General features: G+C 57.6%; 16 protein-coding genes. 9 read left to right on the forward strand and 7 right to left on the reverse strand.

Annotated features, from left to right (window positions below; translation table 11 throughout):
* Positions 1-346 precede the first annotated feature (346 nt).
* Positions 347-1,003, forward strand: a complete 657-nt coding sequence (locus OKW35_RS42150) for a DUF4145 domain-containing protein (RefSeq protein WP_429555176.1) — start codon at positions 347-349, stop codon at positions 1,001-1,003.
* A gap of 30 nt (positions 1,004-1,033) precedes the next feature.
* A complete protein-coding gene (locus OKW35_RS42155) occupies positions 1,034-1,966 on the forward strand; it encodes a hypothetical protein (protein WP_429555177.1) in 933 nt (310 codons plus the stop codon).
* Positions 1,967-2,151: 185 nt separating this feature from the next.
* Here the strand turns inward: OKW35_RS42155 and OKW35_RS42160 are convergent, their stop codons facing one another.
* Positions 2,152-4,872 (reverse strand): P-loop NTPase fold protein, encoded by a 2,721-nt coding sequence (locus tag OKW35_RS42160; protein ID WP_429555178.1) that lies wholly within the window; start codon positions 4,870-4,872, stop codon positions 2,152-2,154.
* 1,323 nt (positions 4,873-6,195) lie between these two features.
* Between OKW35_RS42160 and OKW35_RS42165 the strand changes: the two genes are divergently transcribed.
* Together OKW35_RS42165 and OKW35_RS42170 are read left to right on the forward strand one after the other, a co-directional pair.
* Positions 6,196-6,768: a hypothetical protein gene (locus OKW35_RS42165; protein WP_429555179.1), complete on the forward strand. Its 573-nt coding sequence runs from the start codon at positions 6,196-6,198 to the stop codon at positions 6,766-6,768.
* A 261-nt stretch (positions 6,769-7,029) separates the two neighbouring features.
* A complete protein-coding gene (locus OKW35_RS42170) occupies positions 7,030-8,001 on the forward strand; it encodes a hypothetical protein (protein ID WP_429555180.1) in 972 nt (323 codons plus the stop codon).
* 338 nt (positions 8,002-8,339) lie between these two features.
* Here OKW35_RS42170 and OKW35_RS42175 read toward each other — a convergent pair whose 3' ends face one another.
* Complete coding sequence (locus OKW35_RS42175; protein WP_429555252.1) at positions 8,340-9,299, reverse strand: SOS response-associated peptidase family protein; 960 nt, start codon at positions 9,297-9,299, stop codon at positions 8,340-8,342.
* Positions 9,300-9,577: 278 nt separating this feature from the next.
* The gene (locus OKW35_RS42180) at positions 9,578-10,627 is read right to left on the reverse strand and encodes a hypothetical protein (protein WP_429555181.1); all 1,050 of its coding nucleotides are present in this window, start codon (positions 10,625-10,627) and stop codon (positions 9,578-9,580) included.
* Positions 10,628-10,971: 344 nt separating this feature from the next.
* Here OKW35_RS42180 and OKW35_RS42185 point away from each other — a divergent pair, with 344 nt between their 5' ends.
* A complete protein-coding gene (locus OKW35_RS42185; RefSeq protein WP_429555182.1) occupies positions 10,972-11,433 on the forward strand; it encodes a hypothetical protein in 462 nt (153 codons plus the stop codon).
* Positions 11,430-12,176: a response regulator gene (locus OKW35_RS42190; protein WP_429555183.1), complete on the forward strand. Its 747-nt coding sequence runs from the start codon at positions 11,430-11,432 to the stop codon at positions 12,174-12,176. Before OKW35_RS42185 ends, OKW35_RS42190 begins: the two co-directional genes overlap by 4 nt.
* 130 nt (positions 12,177-12,306) lie before the next feature.
* On the opposite strand, the gene OKW35_RS42195 is transcribed toward OKW35_RS42190, so the two are convergent.
* The 3 genes from OKW35_RS42195 to OKW35_RS42205 form a co-directional block, all read right to left on the reverse strand.
* On the reverse strand, positions 12,307-13,299 hold the full coding sequence (locus OKW35_RS42195) for an IS5 family transposase (protein ID WP_429555184.1): 993 nt from the start codon (positions 13,297-13,299) through the stop codon (positions 12,307-12,309).
* A gap of 328 nt (positions 13,300-13,627) precedes the next feature.
* Positions 13,628-14,806 (reverse strand): porin, encoded by a 1,179-nt coding sequence (locus OKW35_RS42200; protein WP_184067193.1) that lies wholly within the window; start codon positions 14,804-14,806, stop codon positions 13,628-13,630.
* Positions 14,807-14,879: 73 nt separating this feature from the next.
* The gene (locus OKW35_RS42205) at positions 14,880-15,122 is read right to left on the reverse strand and encodes a hypothetical protein (protein ID WP_143037192.1); all 243 of its coding nucleotides are present in this window, start codon (positions 15,120-15,122) and stop codon (positions 14,880-14,882) included.
* A 211-nt stretch (positions 15,123-15,333) separates the two neighbouring features.
* Here OKW35_RS42205 and OKW35_RS42210 point away from each other — a divergent pair, with 211 nt between their 5' ends.
* Both OKW35_RS42210 and OKW35_RS42215 read left to right on the forward strand, forming a co-directional pair.
* A complete protein-coding gene (locus OKW35_RS42210) occupies positions 15,334-16,443 on the forward strand; it encodes an OpgC domain-containing protein (RefSeq protein ID WP_429555185.1) in 1,110 nt (369 codons plus the stop codon).
* A gap of 212 nt (positions 16,444-16,655) precedes the next feature.
* A complete protein-coding gene (locus OKW35_RS42215; RefSeq protein WP_429403210.1) occupies positions 16,656-17,528 on the forward strand; it encodes an alpha/beta hydrolase in 873 nt (290 codons plus the stop codon).
* A gap of 57 nt (positions 17,529-17,585) precedes the next feature.
* On the opposite strand, the gene OKW35_RS42220 is transcribed toward OKW35_RS42215, so the two are convergent.
* Positions 17,586-18,680 carry an AI-2E family transporter gene (locus OKW35_RS42220; RefSeq protein WP_429555186.1) on the reverse strand — a complete coding sequence of 365 codons (1,095 nt, stop codon included), beginning with the start codon at positions 18,678-18,680 and terminating at the stop codon, positions 17,586-17,588.
* 343 nt (positions 18,681-19,023) lie between these two features.
* Between OKW35_RS42220 and OKW35_RS42225 the strand changes: the two genes are divergently transcribed.
* Positions 19,024-19,311 (forward strand): DUF3331 domain-containing protein, encoded by a 288-nt coding sequence (locus OKW35_RS42225; protein ID WP_013091570.1) that lies wholly within the window; start codon positions 19,024-19,026, stop codon positions 19,309-19,311.
* Positions 19,312-19,464: the final 153 nt, after the last annotated feature.

The raw sequence follows: 19,464 nt of genomic DNA on the forward strand, positions 1-19,464 counted from the left end.
GTTTTGACACCGACGGTGTCAGAACGTCCGCCTCAGTTCGTTAAGGTTTATTCGACGCCTGCCGACATGCACGGAGGCATGCACATTCCTGAGGCCGATGGCAGGCGTCGAATAAACCTTAACGACATGAGCCCGACGCGTCGGGCACGCCGTCGCGGTTAGCAGGACGCTCAAACGGCTGTTTGCCCCCAGGGTCGGTCGTTGACCACCGGTGCGCCCGGCGGTCTATTGACCTATGTTGCAATCGCCCCGCACGGGCTTCCTGCATCCACTTCGCTCAACCTTCGGCGCATAATCAGCAGTGCACTTCGTTCAGACTCCCTGAAAATATGGACATGAGGGTAATGTGGCGCTAACGGAAACCTTCAACCGGCGCTTTGCCGAACTCGACGACCACTTTACGGCGATGCCGTACCACCAGTATTTGCACGGCGACGGTCGCTTCGTGCCCAATGGCTTTTGGAGAAAATGGGCGACGAGCGCGGACAATCTTATTCGGGCGGTCTGCGGGGAGAATTCGTCACATTACAGGAGCTTCACTGCTCAGTTCGCAAAGACAAGCGAGACAGAGAAGTCCGTAAAGGAGCTTTACGCGATCTTTGCTGCCGCAAAGGACGACTTTGACGGCGGCTATGTATTCGATGTTGACTTGCGTGTCTCTGGAGAGGTGTTTGGCGACTTCGTCGCGCTCGCGAGGCAGGCGCTGTCGGATGGCCGAAAAGATGTGGCGGCTGTGCTCGCTAGTGCGGCGCTCGAGGACGCATTGAAGCGATTCGCTGTAGCTAACAGGCTCGACGTCGAAGGCAAGGATATGCAGAACGTGGTGAACGCCTTGAAGGGTGCTAGCCTTGTGGCGGGCGCCCAAAAGAGTTTGCTCGACGCTATGCCGAAGCTGCGAAATGCCGCTTTTCACGCCGAGTGGGGAAAGCTCGGCGAAGCCGATGTGGGCAGCATCATCGGATTCGTGGAGCAGTTCCTTCTTTCGAAGTTCAGTGCGCCATGACGTTGGCTAACAACAATCATAGATGGGAAAATGACAAAAACGCTCGGACAAGCCGCTGCCATCGGACTTCTTGCGTTTCTTTTGGCGTTCGTGGCGCTGAATTTTTGGCGTTCGCATAACCGCGCGAATAGTGCAACTACCGCAGTCCCGCACGGGGTCTCACAAGCTTCGTCAGCGACAGATCACGCTGAAGACGAAAAGAACGTTTGGGACAAGGCGACGACCATAACAAGCATTCTGTTAGCGCTCGTGGCACTGGTCCAAATTATCTTGGTGCTTAATGCGAATGAGTCTGCACGAATATCGGCAAATGCCGCCGTTGCGGCAGCTAGCGCGAGTTCGAAGGCTAATGATTTAAGTCGTCAGGCGCTAATCGCTGATCAGAGACCGTGGATCGCGGTATCGATCGAGCCGGCTGGTCCAATCACGTGGCAAAACGGCGGTATGCAGGTGCCCTTTAAGATCACACTGAAGAACATCGGAAAAACTCCGGCGCTCAGGCTACGGCACATCGAAGCGATGGTTCTCGATATAAATGCCGATCTACCGGGAACGCAAGCCACGTTCCGGAAAATGCTTCCTGCTGGGGGCGGCATCGGCGCAATCAACCTGATGCCTGGCGATCAAGTCCAACTAATCATCAATCAGCAAGCCGATGCGCAAAACGTCGCGCGGTCGTCGGCAGCTTGGGCTGGAAAAGGTCCAAAACTAGTGATGCCTGTAATTGTCGGTTCTGCCGACTACTACACCCAATTCGACACCGATGTGCACACCACAGGATTTATCTACGAGATCGGATTCTGGGACCCCGCAAAGGGAATAACGGTGACAGCTATGGACCCCATTGCGGATGGCGATATTTCTCAGGACAGGGTGCGTATTCGCCGACGCCCGACGTCGATGCGCTGGTTGACTAATTCGGACGCCGCCCGGACGGCCGTAGCGCCCTCGAAGCGGCCGTAGACGCCACAAAGGTCTGAATGGCAGCGATGGGTCGCTATGCAGAGGTTTACATAGCGACCCGATCCGGCCCTTCGGGCTGACCTCAGTTCCACCGGCAGTTCACCGAGCCAAAGCAGTCGTTCACCTGATTCCCTTTGAGAACTTGATATTGGGTGACTACACGCGGCATGGTCGGCCGTACTCGACTAGATACCCAAGTCGTATACGCTCGGTGGCGGTCCATCTGGCTCCCAAACGGCAATTTCTGCCATAAACGAATCGTATTGCCTCAAGACCCTCTCAGCAAGATCGTCACCAAGTATGGCATTCAAAAAAGTTGGCATGTCTTGCTCGGACGATACTTGCTCCAACAAGAAGAACAGATCGTCTGCCTTTATCCGGCTAATCACGCATCGAACGAACGGCCGCGAATCGGACCAGTGAATAGCTAAATCGGATAGAACACCTAGGCACGAATTCTCATTTATTTCGGTCGCCAGCACGTTAACGAAGCGAATATACTCATTAGCATAAGGATTCTTCAATATGCCGAAAATGTATTGAATTCCTTTTCCGCCTCGCTCGTCCAAGGTTTTTTCTGACATTTTTGCAACCGTGAGTAGCAGCAGAAACGCTCTGCTATTGTCATCCCACCATCCGCTGGCAATTTCGTCGAGTAGGAACGGCTGGAGCTGATGGTCTGCGAGTGCTAACCGAAGAGATACCACGCCTTGTCGCTTTGCGATTCCACGCAAAACAGATATTGCTCCTCGAAATTCATCGTCTCCGCTCAAATATCGTCCAACCGAATGTAAGAGTGCATTCAACATTGCTTTGACAGAATATTCTGAGAGGTCCTCAAGCGCTGCACGAGTCACTTCGTCGACCTTATGCGCCCGAATTCGCTCTTCGAGCGCGTCTTCTACGTTGCTCCAACCGCTTCGTGGCATGCATTTTTTCAGATGGCTCTCAATGAACTCTCTCGCCTCCGGGCGAACATACGGTCCGCTCACTCGCTTGTAACGAAGCTCAAGCCACTGTTCGCCTGAAATCGGCAGTTCAAGGGGGCTTGATGCCGCAAGGAGCGCGTTGGAAATCGTAGGAACCGACAATATCGCAAGAAAGTTTTCCTCGAAGTCAATCACATTTGAAACTGCATCTGCACATGCGATTGAATCCAATACAGTCTGTCCCGCATCTGCATTCCCGACGATTTCCACATACGCTGCGAAGCCATCAGGCACGTTAGTTGCCGCGTAGTCGTGGCGGGTCAATGACTTCATAGCTTGCCGGCATGCTCCGTCAACGTCGTGGACGAACGTAATCGGCAGCGCTTCGGCAATAGTTGAGTCCCGATCCTTGACCTGGCTTGAAACCTCACGCAATACGATGAAGGCGTTCATTAGTTGCTCCGGTGTGCTGTAAAGCGTACGAAGTTCACTAATGAGCGAATCCAGCACCCACCCGGCACCTTCCTCACGTAGGGCCACAACCACGTCGTCAGCACGGCCCTCGAACAGCGCGTCTCTGATTTGCGTCCGATATTCGCTTGTCATGGCAGCCGTAGCGTTCCCGACGGATAGACAAAGAGTTCTGAACGCTGGCTTGAACTTCCCACGAGGCAATCCCATAAGCGCCTCGAACCGTTCCCATGGTCGCTGGCCTTGCTGGACTTGCATGACGACTTTGTCCCGCGCCCCGGAAAGAGTAAAAGCGGCCAATTCGGTCAACGAAAACTGTTCGCCCCATTGCAGTCGCAATCCAACCAGATCGTTCACGAACCTCACTAGATCGCGAGGACTAGGCGCACGACCGCCCGTCTCGTTTACATACAGGCGCACAATTGCATCCGCGTCAAGCGAAGAGTTAACGAAGGCAGCACGACAAAGCTTTCTCAGAAACTCAGTCCATCTTTTCAGACTAGGGGGCGGCAACTCAAATTTGACCTGAAACACCTTGTCTAAGAATACGGATTTTGGATTGGCGGACTGGGTAAACGACGTTAGAGGATTCGACACGCTTTCTTCGGCTAATTCATCAGAGTTGCTCGAAACACCAATCTGTTTTGCGACCGGCACGAGAACCCAAACCCGTCTAAACCAAGGCTGGGACTGAAATGCTGGATTATCGAGAAATGAACGGAGGAGCGCCCAGACATCATTCGTTTCCTCGGCTCCTACTCGATCGAGGTTATCAACCACAATCAGCAGTTTGCGCCTACCATCCTCTTCGCCAAGTGCTTCAATCATCAGATCAGAGAAAAATTTTTGGAACTCGATGCTGGTGGCAGTAGGCTCATCCTCTTTCTCACTGGTGAACTCTAGTGGCGTACGAGTCAAAAGAAAGGCAACGCTTTCTTCTTTCAGCGACAGCCAGATTGCGAGCGAGATCGACGTAAGTGCGGCAAACAGAGCGAATCGCGGTCCAATACCCATCCCGCTCAACCATGTGACCGGGGTATCGAAAAACTTTTGCGCAACCCAGAATAAAAGCGGTAGCGACCAAGCCGCCCATGGGGTCAATCTGGCGAATACATTCAGAGTTGGCTTCTTGCGTTCGACTGTGACCTTGAATCTCCCAGCCAGCGTCGCTCTGCGCTTTTCCCAGCGTGCAGCATTCGGACCCAACCATGTTTTGCGCTCAAGCGTATCGAGCAGGCTATCAAGAAATACCCGGCGCAACGGATCCCCGACATGGACCCATGCGTCGTAAACGAACATCGTCGTATCTCGATCAACCAGCTTTTTCCCGAGTAGTCGAACAACGGTCGACTTTCCTGCCCCCCACTCACCGTCGAGACGAATGGTCTTGCCGCCACTCTGACAACGCACGACTTCCGCGATTGCTGCTGCAATTAATTCGTGGGGACCAAGTTGGTCGGTTTCTGACGGTTCGTCGTCGAGCAGCTTTTCCGTTTGGTATCCCAAAACGCACCTCGCATATTTTGTCCACCTGATGTTGGTGCCTTTCGGCTCCGGAGCTTGCTCGATCTTCGCTAACAGAACGTACGGCTGCTATCGGCATGAAACCGACGCTCGAGTGATCAAATGATCGCACAGCCGAGTGGCCGAAACGGGCATCGGCCACCGCATTGACCATCGATCCCAGAAATACCGGACGAACCGTTTTGCATCGGCTGCTGCCATCCGCCAGTCCGCCTGAACCGGCATGCCTCCTCGTCACGAGCGGCTGCTTGAAAGACACGAGCCCCAGAAAGGCGAGACGGAAGCCGACAGTAATGAACGGCTCCCCCGGCCAGACGCTTGTATAGCCTGGGCAGATAAGGGCGATCTGGTCAGATGATGCCTCGAGAAGGGTCTCGGTCGACGCACGCTAGGAGGGCGCAAAACTCCGATCCAGCGAGCCCGGCCGCGCGACGATTTCAGAGTTGTCCGACCGCACATCACGGGGCAAAGATAGGAGACTTTATTGACCGGTTGCCTCCCCTGCGACCAGGTTTCGCTGTTGCCGGCGTTCCGCCGCCCTTGGCCGGGCGGCGGTTTTTTTATTTTTCGGGGAATTTCTGGGCCGACCGACAGCGACCCGTTGCGGTCGTCAGACCATGCGCGACCAACGCGGCAGCTTCCGGAGGTATAACGGCCAATCGGCGCTCGGTCCACTTCATTGGCCAGGATAACGGAGCGCCCAATTCGCGGTACGACTGTGCATTAAAGGTAATTCCACTAACACAAGTTAGCGTCATTGAGGACCACGGCAGTCGGAGCGGTTTCCAGCATGTTGTAGTTTGCCTGCGCCCCGGCCGTCTTATATGGACCACAAGAAATGAAGGACACCGCGCGCGTACACCGCGTATGCTTTGCTTAAAGCGGCTCCTGTCTGTCGGGCAAGGGTGCGCAACCAGGAGCGACCATGCGGAGGCTGATTCTCCGGCGCAAGGCTTCAATCGGGCCAATATCGATCGACGCACTTGCTTGATCACGAGCCGTTTCGAAACGAGCTATCGTGTTGCCCAGGTCGGGTCCGCTTGGTTCTCGCTAACTGTTGTAAATGAGCGGTTCCGAAAGCCGTTGCAAAAATGCGCGCGTACCATCACTAACCGTTAGGGGGCGTCGATGACTAGTTGCAGCGAAATATCAGCAGGTGCTCCACGTCGTCAGCCCGAATACTTACGTCGTCGGTCCATCTTTCTTATCTTCGCAGCCCTAGCGGGGTGTCAAACGAACCCGCAAAATGAAGGCAGTCCGGCCCAAGTATCCGATGTCATTGGCCGCATCAAGGCGGACCTTGGGATGTATCAGGTCTATGATGCGGCGGCGGCCGCGGCAAAGCCTCTCGACGACGCTTGCAAGGGTATAGTCGGGTTCTATATTGACAACGTGAAGGTGTCTCTCACCACCCAGACCGACGATACGTTGACCGGAACCGGATCCGCCACTTTGCCGGTAGGACCGGTTGCGGTGGGCCCAAGCGTAAGCGCGTCACAGGAAAACAAGGGGACACAGACTTTGACATTTACGCTCTACCCTAAAGCGGAGCCGACGCCGCCCACTTCCCAACCGGCACCACCCGCAATTGACGCTAGCGTCTATCCAATCGCCGCGAGTCTTCAGCGCCTGCGCGACGGCCTTCTGGCGGCAAGTCAAAAAGGCCCGTGCGTATCTCTTGTCCCGCCGTCCGGCGTTAAAGACGATGGCGGAACCTATGCGTTCGGATTTACGGTCATCAATCAGGCGTCTGTCGGCGGGACGCTGAAGTTTGTCGTTTTCTCCCTCGGAGCGACCAATACGGCGCAGCGTCAAGCTAGCAACACAATTACTGTTAACTTCAAAGCGCGACCGGGAAGTGCCGCTGCGACGTACTAGGTGGTCGACGGTTTGGATGTTGTTTTGCGTTGAGTCCACCAGTGCGCGCGCCGTTTTGCCTTCTGATGTCTTCGTAAACGTGTGTGAAGTTGCCTACTCGTTTGGGCGTTTCCTGTGCCTCGCAAAGGAAGCGGAAAGGTGTTGATGCATTTGCGGGAAGCTCCCACGCGGGAGATGGAAAGTTTCGTGTGACCGAGTCGGTGCCATTGATATTTCTCTCGTGTGACCTATGCTCAGTACACGTTCTTGAGGAGTGGCGAAATGGAAAACAAACCGTTACTGCGACTTTACGAATTCAATACAACGGAAACAGGGCGCTTCATCTTCGCTTCTGACGAAAAACTCAATGAGAATGCCTTTCCTGTCTCGTCGCTCCGCGAAATCCCGTTGGGTGATGAGCCGGTCGTGTTCCTCGGAAGACATCCATACATTTGGCCGTGGGTCATCACTTTGTTGATGGCATTCGGTACAGCAGTCATGAACGAGCTCGGAACAAAGCTCGTCGACTCATTATTCAACTCAGGGAAGTCAACCGAAGAATTCGTTCAAAAACTCGTCGAAGCGATCGCAAACATCGTGAAGCAACAGTTGGACATGCATTTCATCGATCAATACACAGGGCAGCTTGACGGGTGGGCTAAGATAATGGCGGAGTACAACATTTCCCCAGAAACCCATAAAGGCGACCTGCTTCCCCTTAGTGAGCAAGTCGAAGTCATTCTCTCTGAACTTCAAGGTTTCACTTCAACCTACCAGTCGGCGGCTTTTGCTTATGTCAGTGGCGCGTATCTACGAATGGCTGTGCTAGAACAACTGGCTTTGAATAGTAAGAAGAAAGAGGATTGGACGATTCTAAGCAACTTTGCAAAGGACTCGAGTACCTATACAAGCAGCTGCATCGAACCTCTGCACCAATTAAACGAGCAAAGGGTCACGCCGGTAAGGGAAGTCGAGCCGCCAAGATGGGTTCACATTGGTCCTCCGGCGGAGGGCCAAGGATATTACAGCCATATATTGCAGTATTTCTGCGATGGACAGCCTAAAGGAATTACTTTCAACGACGATGACGGTCCGTCCCCCCATGAGAAGGACGAAGATCCCCGACTTCAACAGATGCGCGCGCAGGACTATGCCATGATCCGCGCGGACTTCGATCAGAACGTGGAACAACCGTTTCGCACTGCGATTTCTCTCATGGATCAGATCAATGACAAGTTCGCTGCAAAAAAGTAAAGATTTGCGATAGTCGGACGATGTTGTGGCGCGACCATAATCACACCGCGCCATCTAGATCCTTGAAGGTTTTACTTTGTTTTTTTTCGTGATCTCTCTTCTCTTTTGTCAGCAAGGCTGACCATTGCCGCAATTGATGGATGCTCGCGCGAGCGGCAGATATGGCCAATGAAGCAAGATTCGTCTTCTCGAGTCGAACGGCAGTTTACTGGGCGGAAGGCGACGTCTGAACGTCCGAAGTACGCGACGGGCGATGACGCTTCATGGCCGCCTCCTGCCGCTGGACCGCCTTCCACCCTAGGCGCACGGTCGATGGTTGCACCCGCACCGGTGTCCCGTCACGCCGCCAATCGATGCTCGTAGTACGGTCGATATCGATCATCCAAGATTGCGTGCAGCGCCGCCAGATTCGCGGGATCCGGCGACAACCACGCGTCGATATTTTCTGGTTTGATCGGCACGATACAGCGATCATGTCCCGCTGCGGCCACCTCGGGCGGCGGCTCGTCTGTGATCGCAGCAAACGACAGCAGATCGGGCTCGCCGGATCCCGTCCAGCGCGACCAGAGGCACGCAACGAGCATTTCGCCTCCAGCGCGCGGGCGGAATTCAAGGACAACGCTCTCGTCTTCCTCGCCCTCCTTCAGTACGCGCCCTTCCATCTTTGCGCGGCTGACGTTCTCATAGAACGCGGACACGATCATCACGCCGTGCGAGTAACCGAATAGCTGCTTCCAGAAGCCTTCGAGATTGTCGCGGCGCGCATTGTATGTTCCGGGATACTTCGTATCGTAGAACGCGGGCTTGCCCGCTGGCCGGCACTGATACCGCATCGGTTTGATGACCCGGTGCCCGTCCTCGATGACCATGACGGGCGCATAGCCGCCGGGGAAAATCCGTGAATCCCGGTCTTTCAGTTCGACGCGCCGGATGTCATCCAGACGGCGCCGGGCCGCGTCGATCTTGTCGGTCGCGATGCGCCTGCTTTCCGTGGCCACCTTCGTGGTTTTGGTTTGGAGAGTACGTTCGGTGTCTGCGAGCCGAGCGCGCTGCTTGAACAGCTCCTGCTCAAGCGCTGCGGTCTGCTCCTGATTGAATTGATCGATCAGCGCTTTGATTTCGCGCTCGATTTCGTTTTTCGGGTCGGCAAACGCCGCGTCGACAGCCTTGGGAATCCTGACCTTCTTTTTCTGCGAGCGCTCAAAGTACAGCTGTGCGAACTCGCGGAGGCTGACGTCCGCGCCAAACTCCTTCACGTACTTGCGATAGTCCGCTTCTATCTGCGCCGAGTAACACATAGCGCCACCTCGGTTTTTTGAGATCACTCCATGATACTGCTGCCGGTCCCAGATATACTGTACATTCATACAGTATCGCGCACGCCATGTCTCACATCCGTTTCCCTGACGCCGCGACCGACCGCCCCTGCCGTTTCTGCGAGCACTGGGGGCGACGTTGCGGGCGGAGCGCATGCGTTATGCGTACGTGAGCGCCAGCAGGTGCGGGCTCAGCCAGAGCGCGGATGCGTGCATTGGGTGCGGGCCACCGGAGCGGACGACGCACTTCTTTCAGATCGTTATGTCGCTGCAGGATATTGGCTGGGGTCGTAATGAAACGGAACACTACTATCATTCGGCCATTCATAAACGGCTGACGGTACTACAGTCGTGTCAGGAGACAGATGCGTCGTCGCAAGCGCCTTAATTTCATCTAAATACGTCGAACTGCCGACACCCCTCACAACAACTTCTGAAATCAGCTCGTGCAAATTGACCGGTACGTACGGAAAATTAGTTAGAAAGTGACCGAGATCTGTCTTAGCAAAACGAGCGGGAGGTCTTTCTTTGAGTAGAGCTTGCCGCCGCTGAGGGTCATCGTATTCCCAGACAAATCCTGGATACTCGTAGACTATGCGTAGCTCATTCTCAAAGCTATAAAAGTGAGACTTGCTATAGATGCGCTCGAAGCCACTGGCGCTGGGGTGCCGCTCATAGGAGCCGTTGGAATAGTCGATGTACGCGACCATGTCCGCATGCACGAAACGCTTGCGGGTGTCGATTGCTCGTTTCAACCTACCAACAGTCGATTTAATAGCTACGCCGGACTTTTCCTTCCCGACGTAGATCTGCCACATCGCGTGATTTTCCACAGGGTTCACGTGCCAGCATGAGATACCGCTCATGTAGAGGTACTTCGCGTCGTCGGTCCATTCCTCGAACGCAAGTCGGTGGGCTAGCTCGTCGCGGTCGCTGATCCAAGAAGACAACCGTGCTACTCGGTGCGCTGCCTCAGTCTCCGCCAAACGTACCGGGACGCGCAACTCATAGTCTTCGCGGTTTCGCAACTTGTAGCCAGGTGTGAAGTAGATAGCTTGCTTCTCAAGAAGGTCTAGAAACCGGACGTCCTCCATATATCGCCACACTACCCTGTCGTCAGGAATGTCCCGCAAGAACCGAACAGACCTCTTCAGTTGAGGCGGCAGATCGTCGCCCTCTTCGTAAATGATGTATTCCTTGCCGTTGCAAAGAACGCCTACGATGTTTTCATCGAGCGGCGGCCATGCTTCTCCCTCCGGCCAGTCTGGTCTTCCGATGCCGTCTTTGACCACCACAGGAACCTTTCTCATTTCCCCTCCGAACTGCCACAAAGGCATAGTACGGTCACCCGCTGACCGTCATCTTAGCCCTGCGTGCGGGCCATGGGAGCGGATGACGGCGACGAAGAAAAAAAGCCGCACACTTCTAAGCCGTGGAAGTTTTGACACCGACGGTGTCAGAACTTCCGTCTCGGTTCGGCCAGCTTTGTCGTTAACGCTAGTCACAAGTAGGCGGCGGCCATGGTGCTATAGCATTCGCCCCCGCACAAATTCGGATGTGTCGGCGGCAGGTCTCCGTGTATCATAAAAGACACCCACACTCGCTTTGCGTCTCTAGCAAACTTCTTATCTGATAGCCAGATGTAGGGATGAGTATGGCGCCACAAACAAGGAAGAAGCTCGCAGCGCCGCCGCCTCCGGAAGATCCGGAGGGGCAAAATCCTTCCGGCGTCGCGCAACGATTCATAAAGTTTGTCGGCGATTCGTGGCAACTTATCAGCGTATTGACGGCTCTTTCAACCGCCCTCGTTGGAGCGTTTACTTACTTCGCAACGCGCCAGGAAGTGACCCAAACGGAATGCCAAATGTCCACGAATTTGCTCGTGAATATTATTCCAACGCAGGTCGAACAACTAACCATGGAGATTGAAACTGCTACTGAGAAGAAGTCAGCGTTACTCGCCCGATCAAGCGATGCGGATAAAATACAAAATCAAATCGATGATTACAAAAAAAGAAAAGCCAAGCTCAATGATGAGTATGATGCTGCGCTAGCAAAGCTAACAAGCCATGCATGCTTCAACAAAGAAGCCGGTAAGACTGAGAAACAACCATGACTCTTGATCTTATGGCAACCACTGCTGTCGCGGCCATTCTTTTAACCACGCCGTCTGTAACTTCTCCAAGTCCAGTGAGAGCCTCGCACGCGTGCTACGTCGATGACGTGTGCCATTCTGACTGCGTTCCGCGTCGCGATTGTTCATTACCTGTTGACAATCGCAACTGCACAATCAAATTATTTGGCTCAATATTCAGCGATGACCCCGCTTGCGAAGCGGCGAAGCAAGTTCAAAATCAAGTCTACGCAGTGCAAAAAGGTGCCTGCGAGGCAAGTAAGGCAGACGAGCATGCACAATGCGAGGTACGGAAATCAACATGTAATACTGTCGCCTCTGCATGCAACGCCGTTTTTAAGGGCGCGGCCGATCCAAACCTCGAAGGAAAGCGGATTTTATGGGTAGATGACAAGCCCGATAACAATACCTACGAGCGACAAGTACTCGCTGAATTCGGGGCCGAAGTTTCTCTGGCAACGAATACAGGTGAAGCTTTGCAGCAAATCCAAACCACCCCATATGCGATCGTCATCTCTAATCTTAGTCGAAACGACGACCCCAAGGCTGGTTATACCCTGTTGGCGCAACTCTCCAAACAGCGAAATTATCCACCTTACATAATATATACTGGATCGACGACTCCGAAGTACGTTCAAGAAGCCAAGCGCAAGGGCGCATTCGGCGAGACTAGTACAGCAAAGGAACTTTTTGAGTTGATCGTCGCAGCAATCAAAAAGCACTAGGGAAACGCTGATTAATGAACTGTCGGATCGGCTTGCAGATCAAGACGCGTCAAATTTTCTGGATAACGAATCGAATCGACGCTCATTTCGGTGAATTTGGCTCGCAAACGAGCCCCTCTTCTCTCATTTTTCATACGCATGACGGATTGCTCCCATGAACCGATCGCAACAGATTTCGCGCAGTCACCAGATTCGCCAGAGCGAACAAGCTGAACAGTTGCGCCGTGTTCTTGGCCAAGCCCTCGTATCGGGTTTTGCGATGGTGAAACAGGTTCTTGACGATATGGAACGGATGCTCAACGCGCGAACGGATTTGCGCCTTGGTTCGCTCAAGCGCAGTCACCAGGTCCTTCAGCGGCCCGTCCTGCATCGCCTTGATCTTTCCGCGCTTGGCAGCGACGTGCCAATTTACTGCCTTGCCTTTCATTTCATCACGCTTGTCTACACCAATGTAGCCTGCGTCGGCGAACGCTTCCTCTTCATGGCCGTGCAGCAGCAAATGGGCTTGCGACACATCCGACACGTTGGCCGCCGTGCCAACCACACTGTGGACCAAGCCCGAATCGGCGTCCACGCCAACGTGGGCTTTCATCCCAAAGTGCCATTCGTTTCCCTTCTTCGTTTGATGCATCTCCGGGTCACGGCTCTTCCCGGCGTTCTTGGTCGACGGTGGCGCTTCGATGATCGTCGCATCAACCAGCGTGCCTTCCTGCATCATCAGTCCACGCTCACACAGCGAGATACCGATCTCGTCGAACAGCTTCCGTGTCAGTTCGTGCTCGATCAACAGGCGCCGGAATTTCAGCAGCGTGGTCGCATCCGGAACGTTCTCGACTGCCAGATCGATGCCGGCGAAGGCGCGCAGCGCAATGCTGTCATACAGCGCGTCTTCCAGCCCTTCGTCCGACAGCCCGTACCACTGTTGCAGGAAATAGATCCGCAGCATTCGCTCCAAGCCAATCGGCGGACGGCCTCGCGTGCCCTTCGGGTAATGCGGTTCGATTGCAGACAGCAAACGCTGCCACGGCACAATCTGCTCCATCTCCGCCAGGAAGCGTTGGCGCCTCGTCACGCGCTTCTTGCCCGCAATTTCCGCTTCCGCGAAGCCGATCTGCCTCTTCATCCTGGTGAGTCCGTTCTGTGAGCTGCCTTCTATAACGTCGTCGGCTACGTGAGCGATGACCGCCGAGCTCCATTAATCAGCGTTTCCCTAGTTCAAACACTCTGATACAGACGTTACGAGCCGTATTTCCGCGTTACGACCGCACGTGTATTGGGACGCCAACGACGCACACATCACCGCTTCGCCGCGGCGCGTTCAGACTTGTTGACATTCGACTTATCGGCAGGCGCGAGGGGAACTTGAATAGCCATGCGTCGCGTCGGAGGGCGCAAAAAAGCCAGCCTTCGAAATCCGAAGGCTGGCCGATCTGCGTTTGAAGGGCAGCGAACTAGAACTTATGCCGGATCGCCGCGCGCACGACGACCTGCTTCGACGTCGACGACGGCGACTGCGTGCCGGGGATGAATGCGAAATCGAGGATCGATAGCGTGGAATCGCCGGTGACCTGTTGATAGGCGCCCTGCAGATAGAGGTCGGTGCGCTTGGACAGGTTGTAGTCGGCCATCAGGCCGAACGTATGGATGCGCGGCTTCACGCCGCCGTTCGATGCGTCGTAGGTTTCCATCGTGTACACGTACTGCGCGCCGACGAACAGCACCGGCGAAATCTGATATTTGCCGTTGATCTCGAAGTTCTGATACTTGAGCGAATTCAGCAGCACGCCCGGCGGTGTGACGGGCACGAGCGGCACCAGCGGCTCGATGCCGAGATAGCCGTTTGCGGTCGGCTCCAGGTAGTTCGAGTTGCTATAGACGAAGCCCGCCGTCGCCGGTCCGAACGTATAGGTGATGCCGCCGCCGAACACGCGCAGGCGCGTCGCGACGAAGCCGGCGTCGTTCGCGGTGATCGCCCCGTTCGAGCCGTTGCCCGGATTGTCGGCCTGCAGATAGGCGGCCGCGACCAGCAGCCCACCATACGTGTACTGGCCGCCGAAGCTGTAGGCGCGATTGTTGGCGAAGTTCGTGTCGTTGCTGAAGCTGTAGGTGCCGCCGAACTGGAAGCCCGAGATCGACGGGGTCGTGTACTTGACGGTGTTGTCGAGGCGGAACGTGTTGTCGGTGTTGTCGTTGTCGTACGGATGCGAGAACAGCTCGCCGCCCCAGTTGCCGTTGGCCGTGGTCTGCGCGAGATAATCGACGACCGAGTCGTATTGCCGGCCGAACGTCAGCGTGCCGTACGCCTCTGAACTGAGTCCGACGAAAGCCTGCCTGCCGAACAGGCGGCCGCCCTGCCCGAGCCGCCCGGAATTCAGATCGAAACCATTCTCGAGCTGGAAGATCGCCTTCAGGCCGCCGCCGAGATCTTCGGAGCCCTTCAGGCCCCAGCGGCTTCCCTGCGCAAGACCGCTGGCGAGTTCATAAACATGGCCGTGGCCGACATTGTTCGTGTAGTTGATGCCTTCGTCGATCACGCCGTACAGCGTGACGCTAGTCTGCGCGGCGGCAGGCGCGGCAAGAACGGCAGACGCAGCAATGGAGACAGCCAGCGCGAACACTTGCTTGTTCATGATGATCTCCCTGCACCGCGAGTGATAGGACAACTCGATCCGGCCGCTTTGTTCTCTTTGCTCTTTATTCTCGTCACTTTTCCAGCAGTTCTGAAGACTGCTCCAATGGCTGCGCTTTTCCGGAAATCCTCACATGACATCGTCCGGGCGTCCATGAGTGGATGCGCCAAGCATCGAGAATGTTGCTAATTCTCCACTGCGTGTTGCTGCCTCTTTTTTCGTAACGTCGCTTCAGGTAAACAGCAGCCGCTGCTGCCCGTCTCGCTGCGTCATTGTCATGAAAAGAAATATAATCCTGCGCCTTGCTGCGATGCAACGGAACTCGGCGTCACAGCGAAGGTCATCTTCACAGCCCGCTGACACGGCCGCCTTGCGATACCGGTCGAGCGTGGCGAGATGGGCCACAGGCGACGCCAGCACGGATCACCTCACCGCCGCAGCACCCAATCCCATATTAAAAAGCCTTGTGAGACGCCCGCCGCGCTGGATCAGCGCGCCGTCGCACGGGGCTGCTTTTGACGCAAACAATGGCCAAGTCATCTTCCCGCCTGATCGAGCTCGACTTTTTCCGCGGACTGGTTCTGCTGATCATCGTCGTCGATCACATCGGCGGCAGCATTCTGTCGCGCGTGACGCTGCACGCGTACGCGCTGTGCGATGCCGCCGAAGTATTCGTGTTCCTCGGCGGCTTCGCGACCGCCACCGCCTATGCGACGCTCGCCGAGCGGCGCAATGAGACGATCGCGCGCGGCCGCTTCCTGCGCCGCTCGTTCGAGATCTATCGCGCGTTTCTCGTCACCGCCGGGCTGATGCTGCTGGTCAGCGCGGTGCTAACCGCATTCAGCATCGACGGGCCGAATCTCGCCACGACCGATCTCGACGACCTGATCGACACGCCGCTTGCCGCGCTGCGCGACATCGTGCTGCTACGCCGCCAGCCGTACCTCGCGTCCGTGCTGCCGATGTACGCGTTCTTCGCGCTGCTGGTGCCCGCGATCCTGCCGCTCGCGCGCAGCAGGCCTTGGCTGCTGGTCGCCGGCAGCGTCGCGCTGTGGGCCGGCGCACCGGCGGTCAGCCAGTACCTTCCCGCCGCGCCCGACATGCACTGGGACTTCAACCCGTTCGCGTGGCAACTGATGTTCGTGCTCGGCGTGCTCGCGCGCTGCCAGCCGGTGTATCAGCGCACCAGCGCGCATCGATCCGGATGGCTCGTCAGCGTGCTGGCGTTCGTGGTGGTCGTGGGCGCCGCGTACTACAAGCTCGTTCTGCTGCATGCGCCACTTGCCGCGAGCCTCAAGCAGAACCTGTCCTACCTGCGCGCTGGGAACTTCCTCGCGATCGCGTGGCTCGTCGCCAATCTGGTCGAGCTCGGCTGGGCGAAGAAGGTCGCGCGGCGGCTGCCGTGGGTCGGCGTGATCGGGCGTCAGGGTTTGCTGTGCTTCATTGCCGGCGCGGTGATTTCGCTGGTGATCGACTCGCTGCTCTACGCGGCGACCGATGGTTACCTGAACTATCCGCTCGGACTGCTCGCCGATGCGGCCGCGGTCGGCGCGCTGTTTGCCGTCGCTTTGGCCGTGGAACCGCTGAAGCGGGTCGTCGGGCGGCTCGTGGACGGGCGGCTGCGGACGTCGGGCTGAAGAACTTTTCGGCAACGTTTCGAGCGCCCTTCGAGCGCGTCCCTGACGCGTCGCGATTTTCGGGGCACTTGACGTACCCTTGGCGCCCGAAGAACTTTGCGCGCATAAAGCGCCGTCCTTCTCTGCGCCACTTTCCATCTCAAATCTGGCGCCAATGCTGATAGCATGACGGCCGCGCGCGAGTCCCGCGCCCGCCGTCCTTCCCTACTGACATGCGTCGATTCCTCAGTTTCGCCCTCGCACTGCTTGCCTGCGCCGTCGGCGCGCCCGCATTCGCGAGCACGGTCGCGAGCCGCAGCTTCCATTCCGATGCGCTCGGCCGCGACTGGAACTACACGATCTACCTGCCGGGCGGCTATCGCGCGGACGGTCCGCGCCTGCCGGTGCTCTACCTGCTGCACGGCAATAACGGCGACGCCAACGACTGGCTCACGCAAGGTCATTTGCAGAACGCCGCGGACACGCTGATCGAGCGCAAGGAGATTGCCCCGGTCGTCATCGTGATGCCGCAAGGCGGCACGGACTGGTACGTCGACCGCAAGGAAAAGATGGAGAGCGCGTTCTTCGACGATCTGCTGCCCGAGATCGAAACGCACTACGCGGTCGCGACGCAGCGCGGCGGCCGGATGATCGGCGGCGTGTCGATGGGCGGCTTCGGCGCGCTGCGCTACGCGCTGACGCAGCCCGGGATGTTTTGCGGCGCGCTGCTGCTCAGTCCGGCGATCTACGCGAACGAGCCGCCGCGCGCGTCGGCGGCACGGCGGGTCGGCGTGTTCGGCGAGCGCCGGTTCGATCCGCGCGTGTGGCACGAGCTCAACTATCCGGCGCAGTGGGACCGCTACATGAGCCAGGCGTATCGCCTGCCGATGTTCATCGCATCCGGCGACGACGACCTCGACATCCAGGCCGACGCCTCGCTGCTATACACGCATCTGCGGCTCGCGGGCAATCCGGCGGCGCTGCGCATCATCGACGGCGGCCACACGTGGGACGTGTGGAGCGCGCTGTTGCCCGCCGCGCTCAAATACACGCTCGGCTGCGTGAAGCCGCCGGCGCAGGAGCATCCGTCGAATCAGCGCCCTTGAGCCGGCGCGGCACGCGAGGCGCACGGCCGCCCAGCCCCGCGTCCCCCGACGCCCGCGCTACTCCACGAGATCGGTCCACAGCACCATCAGCACCGTCATCAACGCGGGGCCGATGAAAATCCCCAGCAGCCCGAACGTCTCCGCGCCGCCGAGAATGCCGAACAGCACGAGCAGAAACGGCAGGCGCGTCGAGCTGCCGATCAGCACCGGCCGCACGAAGTGCTCGGCGACGAACACGACGACCGCGCCGAACACCAGCAGCCCGGCCGCCGCGACCATCGAGCCCTGCACGACCAGCCACAGCGCCGCGAGACCGAACACGATCGGCGCGCAGAACGGCAGCATCGCGGCGATCGCCGTGACGAAGCCGAGCAGCGCCGCATGCGGCAGCCCGGTCACGAAGTAGGCGACGCCAAGCAACAGGCCTTCGCCGACGCCGACCACGATCAACCCCGACACAGTGCCGCGCACCGCGGTACCCATATGCGCGACGAGGTCCGCGCCGCTATCGCCGAAACCGCGTCGCGCGGCCTTCAGCAGCGAGCCGGACAACCGCGGCCCCGCCTGAAAAATCACGAACAGCGTGACCAGCATGAACGCGAACACCATTGCCGCATGCGCGGCGCGCGCGCCGAAATGCCGGCCGAGCGTCATCACCGTATTGCTGTGCAAGCCTTTCATCGCGGCCGAGTCGCGCAGCGGCTGAGCAAGATTGGCCTGCCACCAGGAAGTGATCTGCTGCACGCCGAAAGGTAGACGGTTGATGAAGTCCGGCAGCGCGATGCCGTTCTCCTGCACGCTGCGGAACCAGTCGTTCAGATCGTGCGCCTCGCGCAGCGCCTGGGCGATGCCGAGCCCGACCGGCAGCAGCACGAGCACGGCGATCACCAGCGTGAAGACCGTCGCGAGCAAGGTCGCGCGCCCCTTGAACCAGTGGCTGCCCGCCACCTTGTGCAGCAGCGGCCACAGCGCGATCGCGACGACCCCGGCCCACGCCACCACCACGATGAAATCGCGCACCACCCACAATGCGAGCAGCGCGAGACCGATATAGAGCACGATCGATGCGGCCTTCTGCTTTTTCAGGCGCTCGGCGGCGACGGACGACGCTTCGGGAGAGTTGGGGGGGACGGCGGGAGGGCGTGGAATCATGTGAACTCTTGTGTTTTTGAACGGTGTGCGCGCGAGCCGACCTGAAAAATTCAAACCCGCTACACTGACGGCTCAGTTCGCCGCCCGACATTCGACATCTTAAAGGAAGCGTTGCCGCCTCTTTCCCGGCCGCCCTCCCCGTCGCGCCACAGGCAACACAGCGTTGCAAAAATATGCCTTATTAAAAAATCACATAAAAAATGCTTGCAACGCCTGTGGTTTCGGCAAATCGCTAATGTCAAGTCTGATTATTGCTAATTCCGGAACGGTGTTTCAACGGTGACACAATAGCTATCCGGCGCGCGCGGGACTACATTCGGCACTCCACAACACGGAGCCGATGATGACCCTGGAGTCCATCCCCCTCGACGGTAGCAATGGCGTACGCATCGAAATTCTCGAGAGCTCCGACACGACGCTGGTGATCCGCTGGGTCGAGCCGGGCCGCTGCCACTACGGTGAGCAGCGCTGGCGCCGTCGCTCGGCGCATTCTTCCGGCACCTGCGCGGTGTCGCGCCGCAAGATCCGTCGCGGTGACCCGGTGTTCAAGCCGGCCGAGCGCCCGGCGCCGTCGAATGCGTCCGCCATGATCTGCGCGGAAATCCTCGAACCGCTGCTTGAAGCGGCCTGACGCACGGAACGTTCCCGAGTCCCGCGCACTAAGCGCGGTTTTCAACCCGTTGTTCCGGGGGCGATCTCCCTACTGCCCACGTGCCCTTAGCGCGCGCGTGCCCGGCGGCCGCGGCATCGCAAGATGCGGCGCCGCGCCGGCCCCGCTGCCGGT

This window comes from Paraburkholderia sp. MM5477-R1, assembly GCF_050436385.1.
In the GTDB taxonomy this organism is placed as follows: Bacteria; Pseudomonadota; Gammaproteobacteria; order Burkholderiales; family Burkholderiaceae; genus Paraburkholderia; species Paraburkholderia tuberum.

Excerpts from the sequence above, each read along its gene's own strand:
- OKW35_RS42190 (WP_429555183.1), top strand. The coding sequence starts at position 11,430 with ATGACTCTTGATCTTATGGCAACCACTGCTGTCGCGGCCATTCTTTTA.
- OKW35_RS42195 (WP_429555184.1), bottom strand. The coding sequence starts at position 13,299 with ATGAAGAGGCAGATCGGCTTCGCGGAAGCGGAAATTGCGGGCAAGAAG.
- OKW35_RS42220 (WP_429555186.1), bottom strand. The coding sequence starts at position 18,680 with ATGATTCCACGCCCTCCCGCCGTCCCCCCCAACTCTCCCGAAGCGTCG.
- OKW35_RS42210 (WP_429555185.1), top strand. The coding sequence starts at position 15,334 with ATGGCCAAGTCATCTTCCCGCCTGATCGAGCTCGACTTTTTCCGCGGA.
- OKW35_RS42185 (WP_429555182.1), top strand. The coding sequence starts at position 10,972 with ATGGCGCCACAAACAAGGAAGAAGCTCGCAGCGCCGCCGCCTCCGGAA.
- OKW35_RS42170 (WP_429555180.1), top strand. The coding sequence starts at position 7,030 with ATGGAAAACAAACCGTTACTGCGACTTTACGAATTCAATACAACGGAA.
- OKW35_RS42175 (WP_429555252.1), bottom strand. The coding sequence starts at position 9,299 with ATGTGTTACTCGGCGCAGATAGAAGCGGACTATCGCAAGTACGTGAAG.
- OKW35_RS42180 (WP_429555181.1), bottom strand. The coding sequence starts at position 10,627 with ATGAGAAAGGTTCCTGTGGTGGTCAAAGACGGCATCGGAAGACCAGAC.
- OKW35_RS42165 (WP_429555179.1), top strand. The coding sequence starts at position 6,196 with ATGTATCAGGTCTATGATGCGGCGGCGGCCGCGGCAAAGCCTCTCGAC.
- OKW35_RS42155 (WP_429555177.1), top strand. The coding sequence starts at position 1,034 with ATGACAAAAACGCTCGGACAAGCCGCTGCCATCGGACTTCTTGCGTTT.
- OKW35_RS42215 (WP_429403210.1), top strand. The coding sequence starts at position 16,656 with ATGCGTCGATTCCTCAGTTTCGCCCTCGCACTGCTTGCCTGCGCCGTC.
- OKW35_RS42225 (WP_013091570.1), top strand. The coding sequence starts at position 19,024 with ATGACCCTGGAGTCCATCCCCCTCGACGGTAGCAATGGCGTACGCATC.
- OKW35_RS42200 (WP_184067193.1), bottom strand. The coding sequence starts at position 14,806 with ATGAACAAGCAAGTGTTCGCGCTGGCTGTCTCCATTGCTGCGTCTGCC.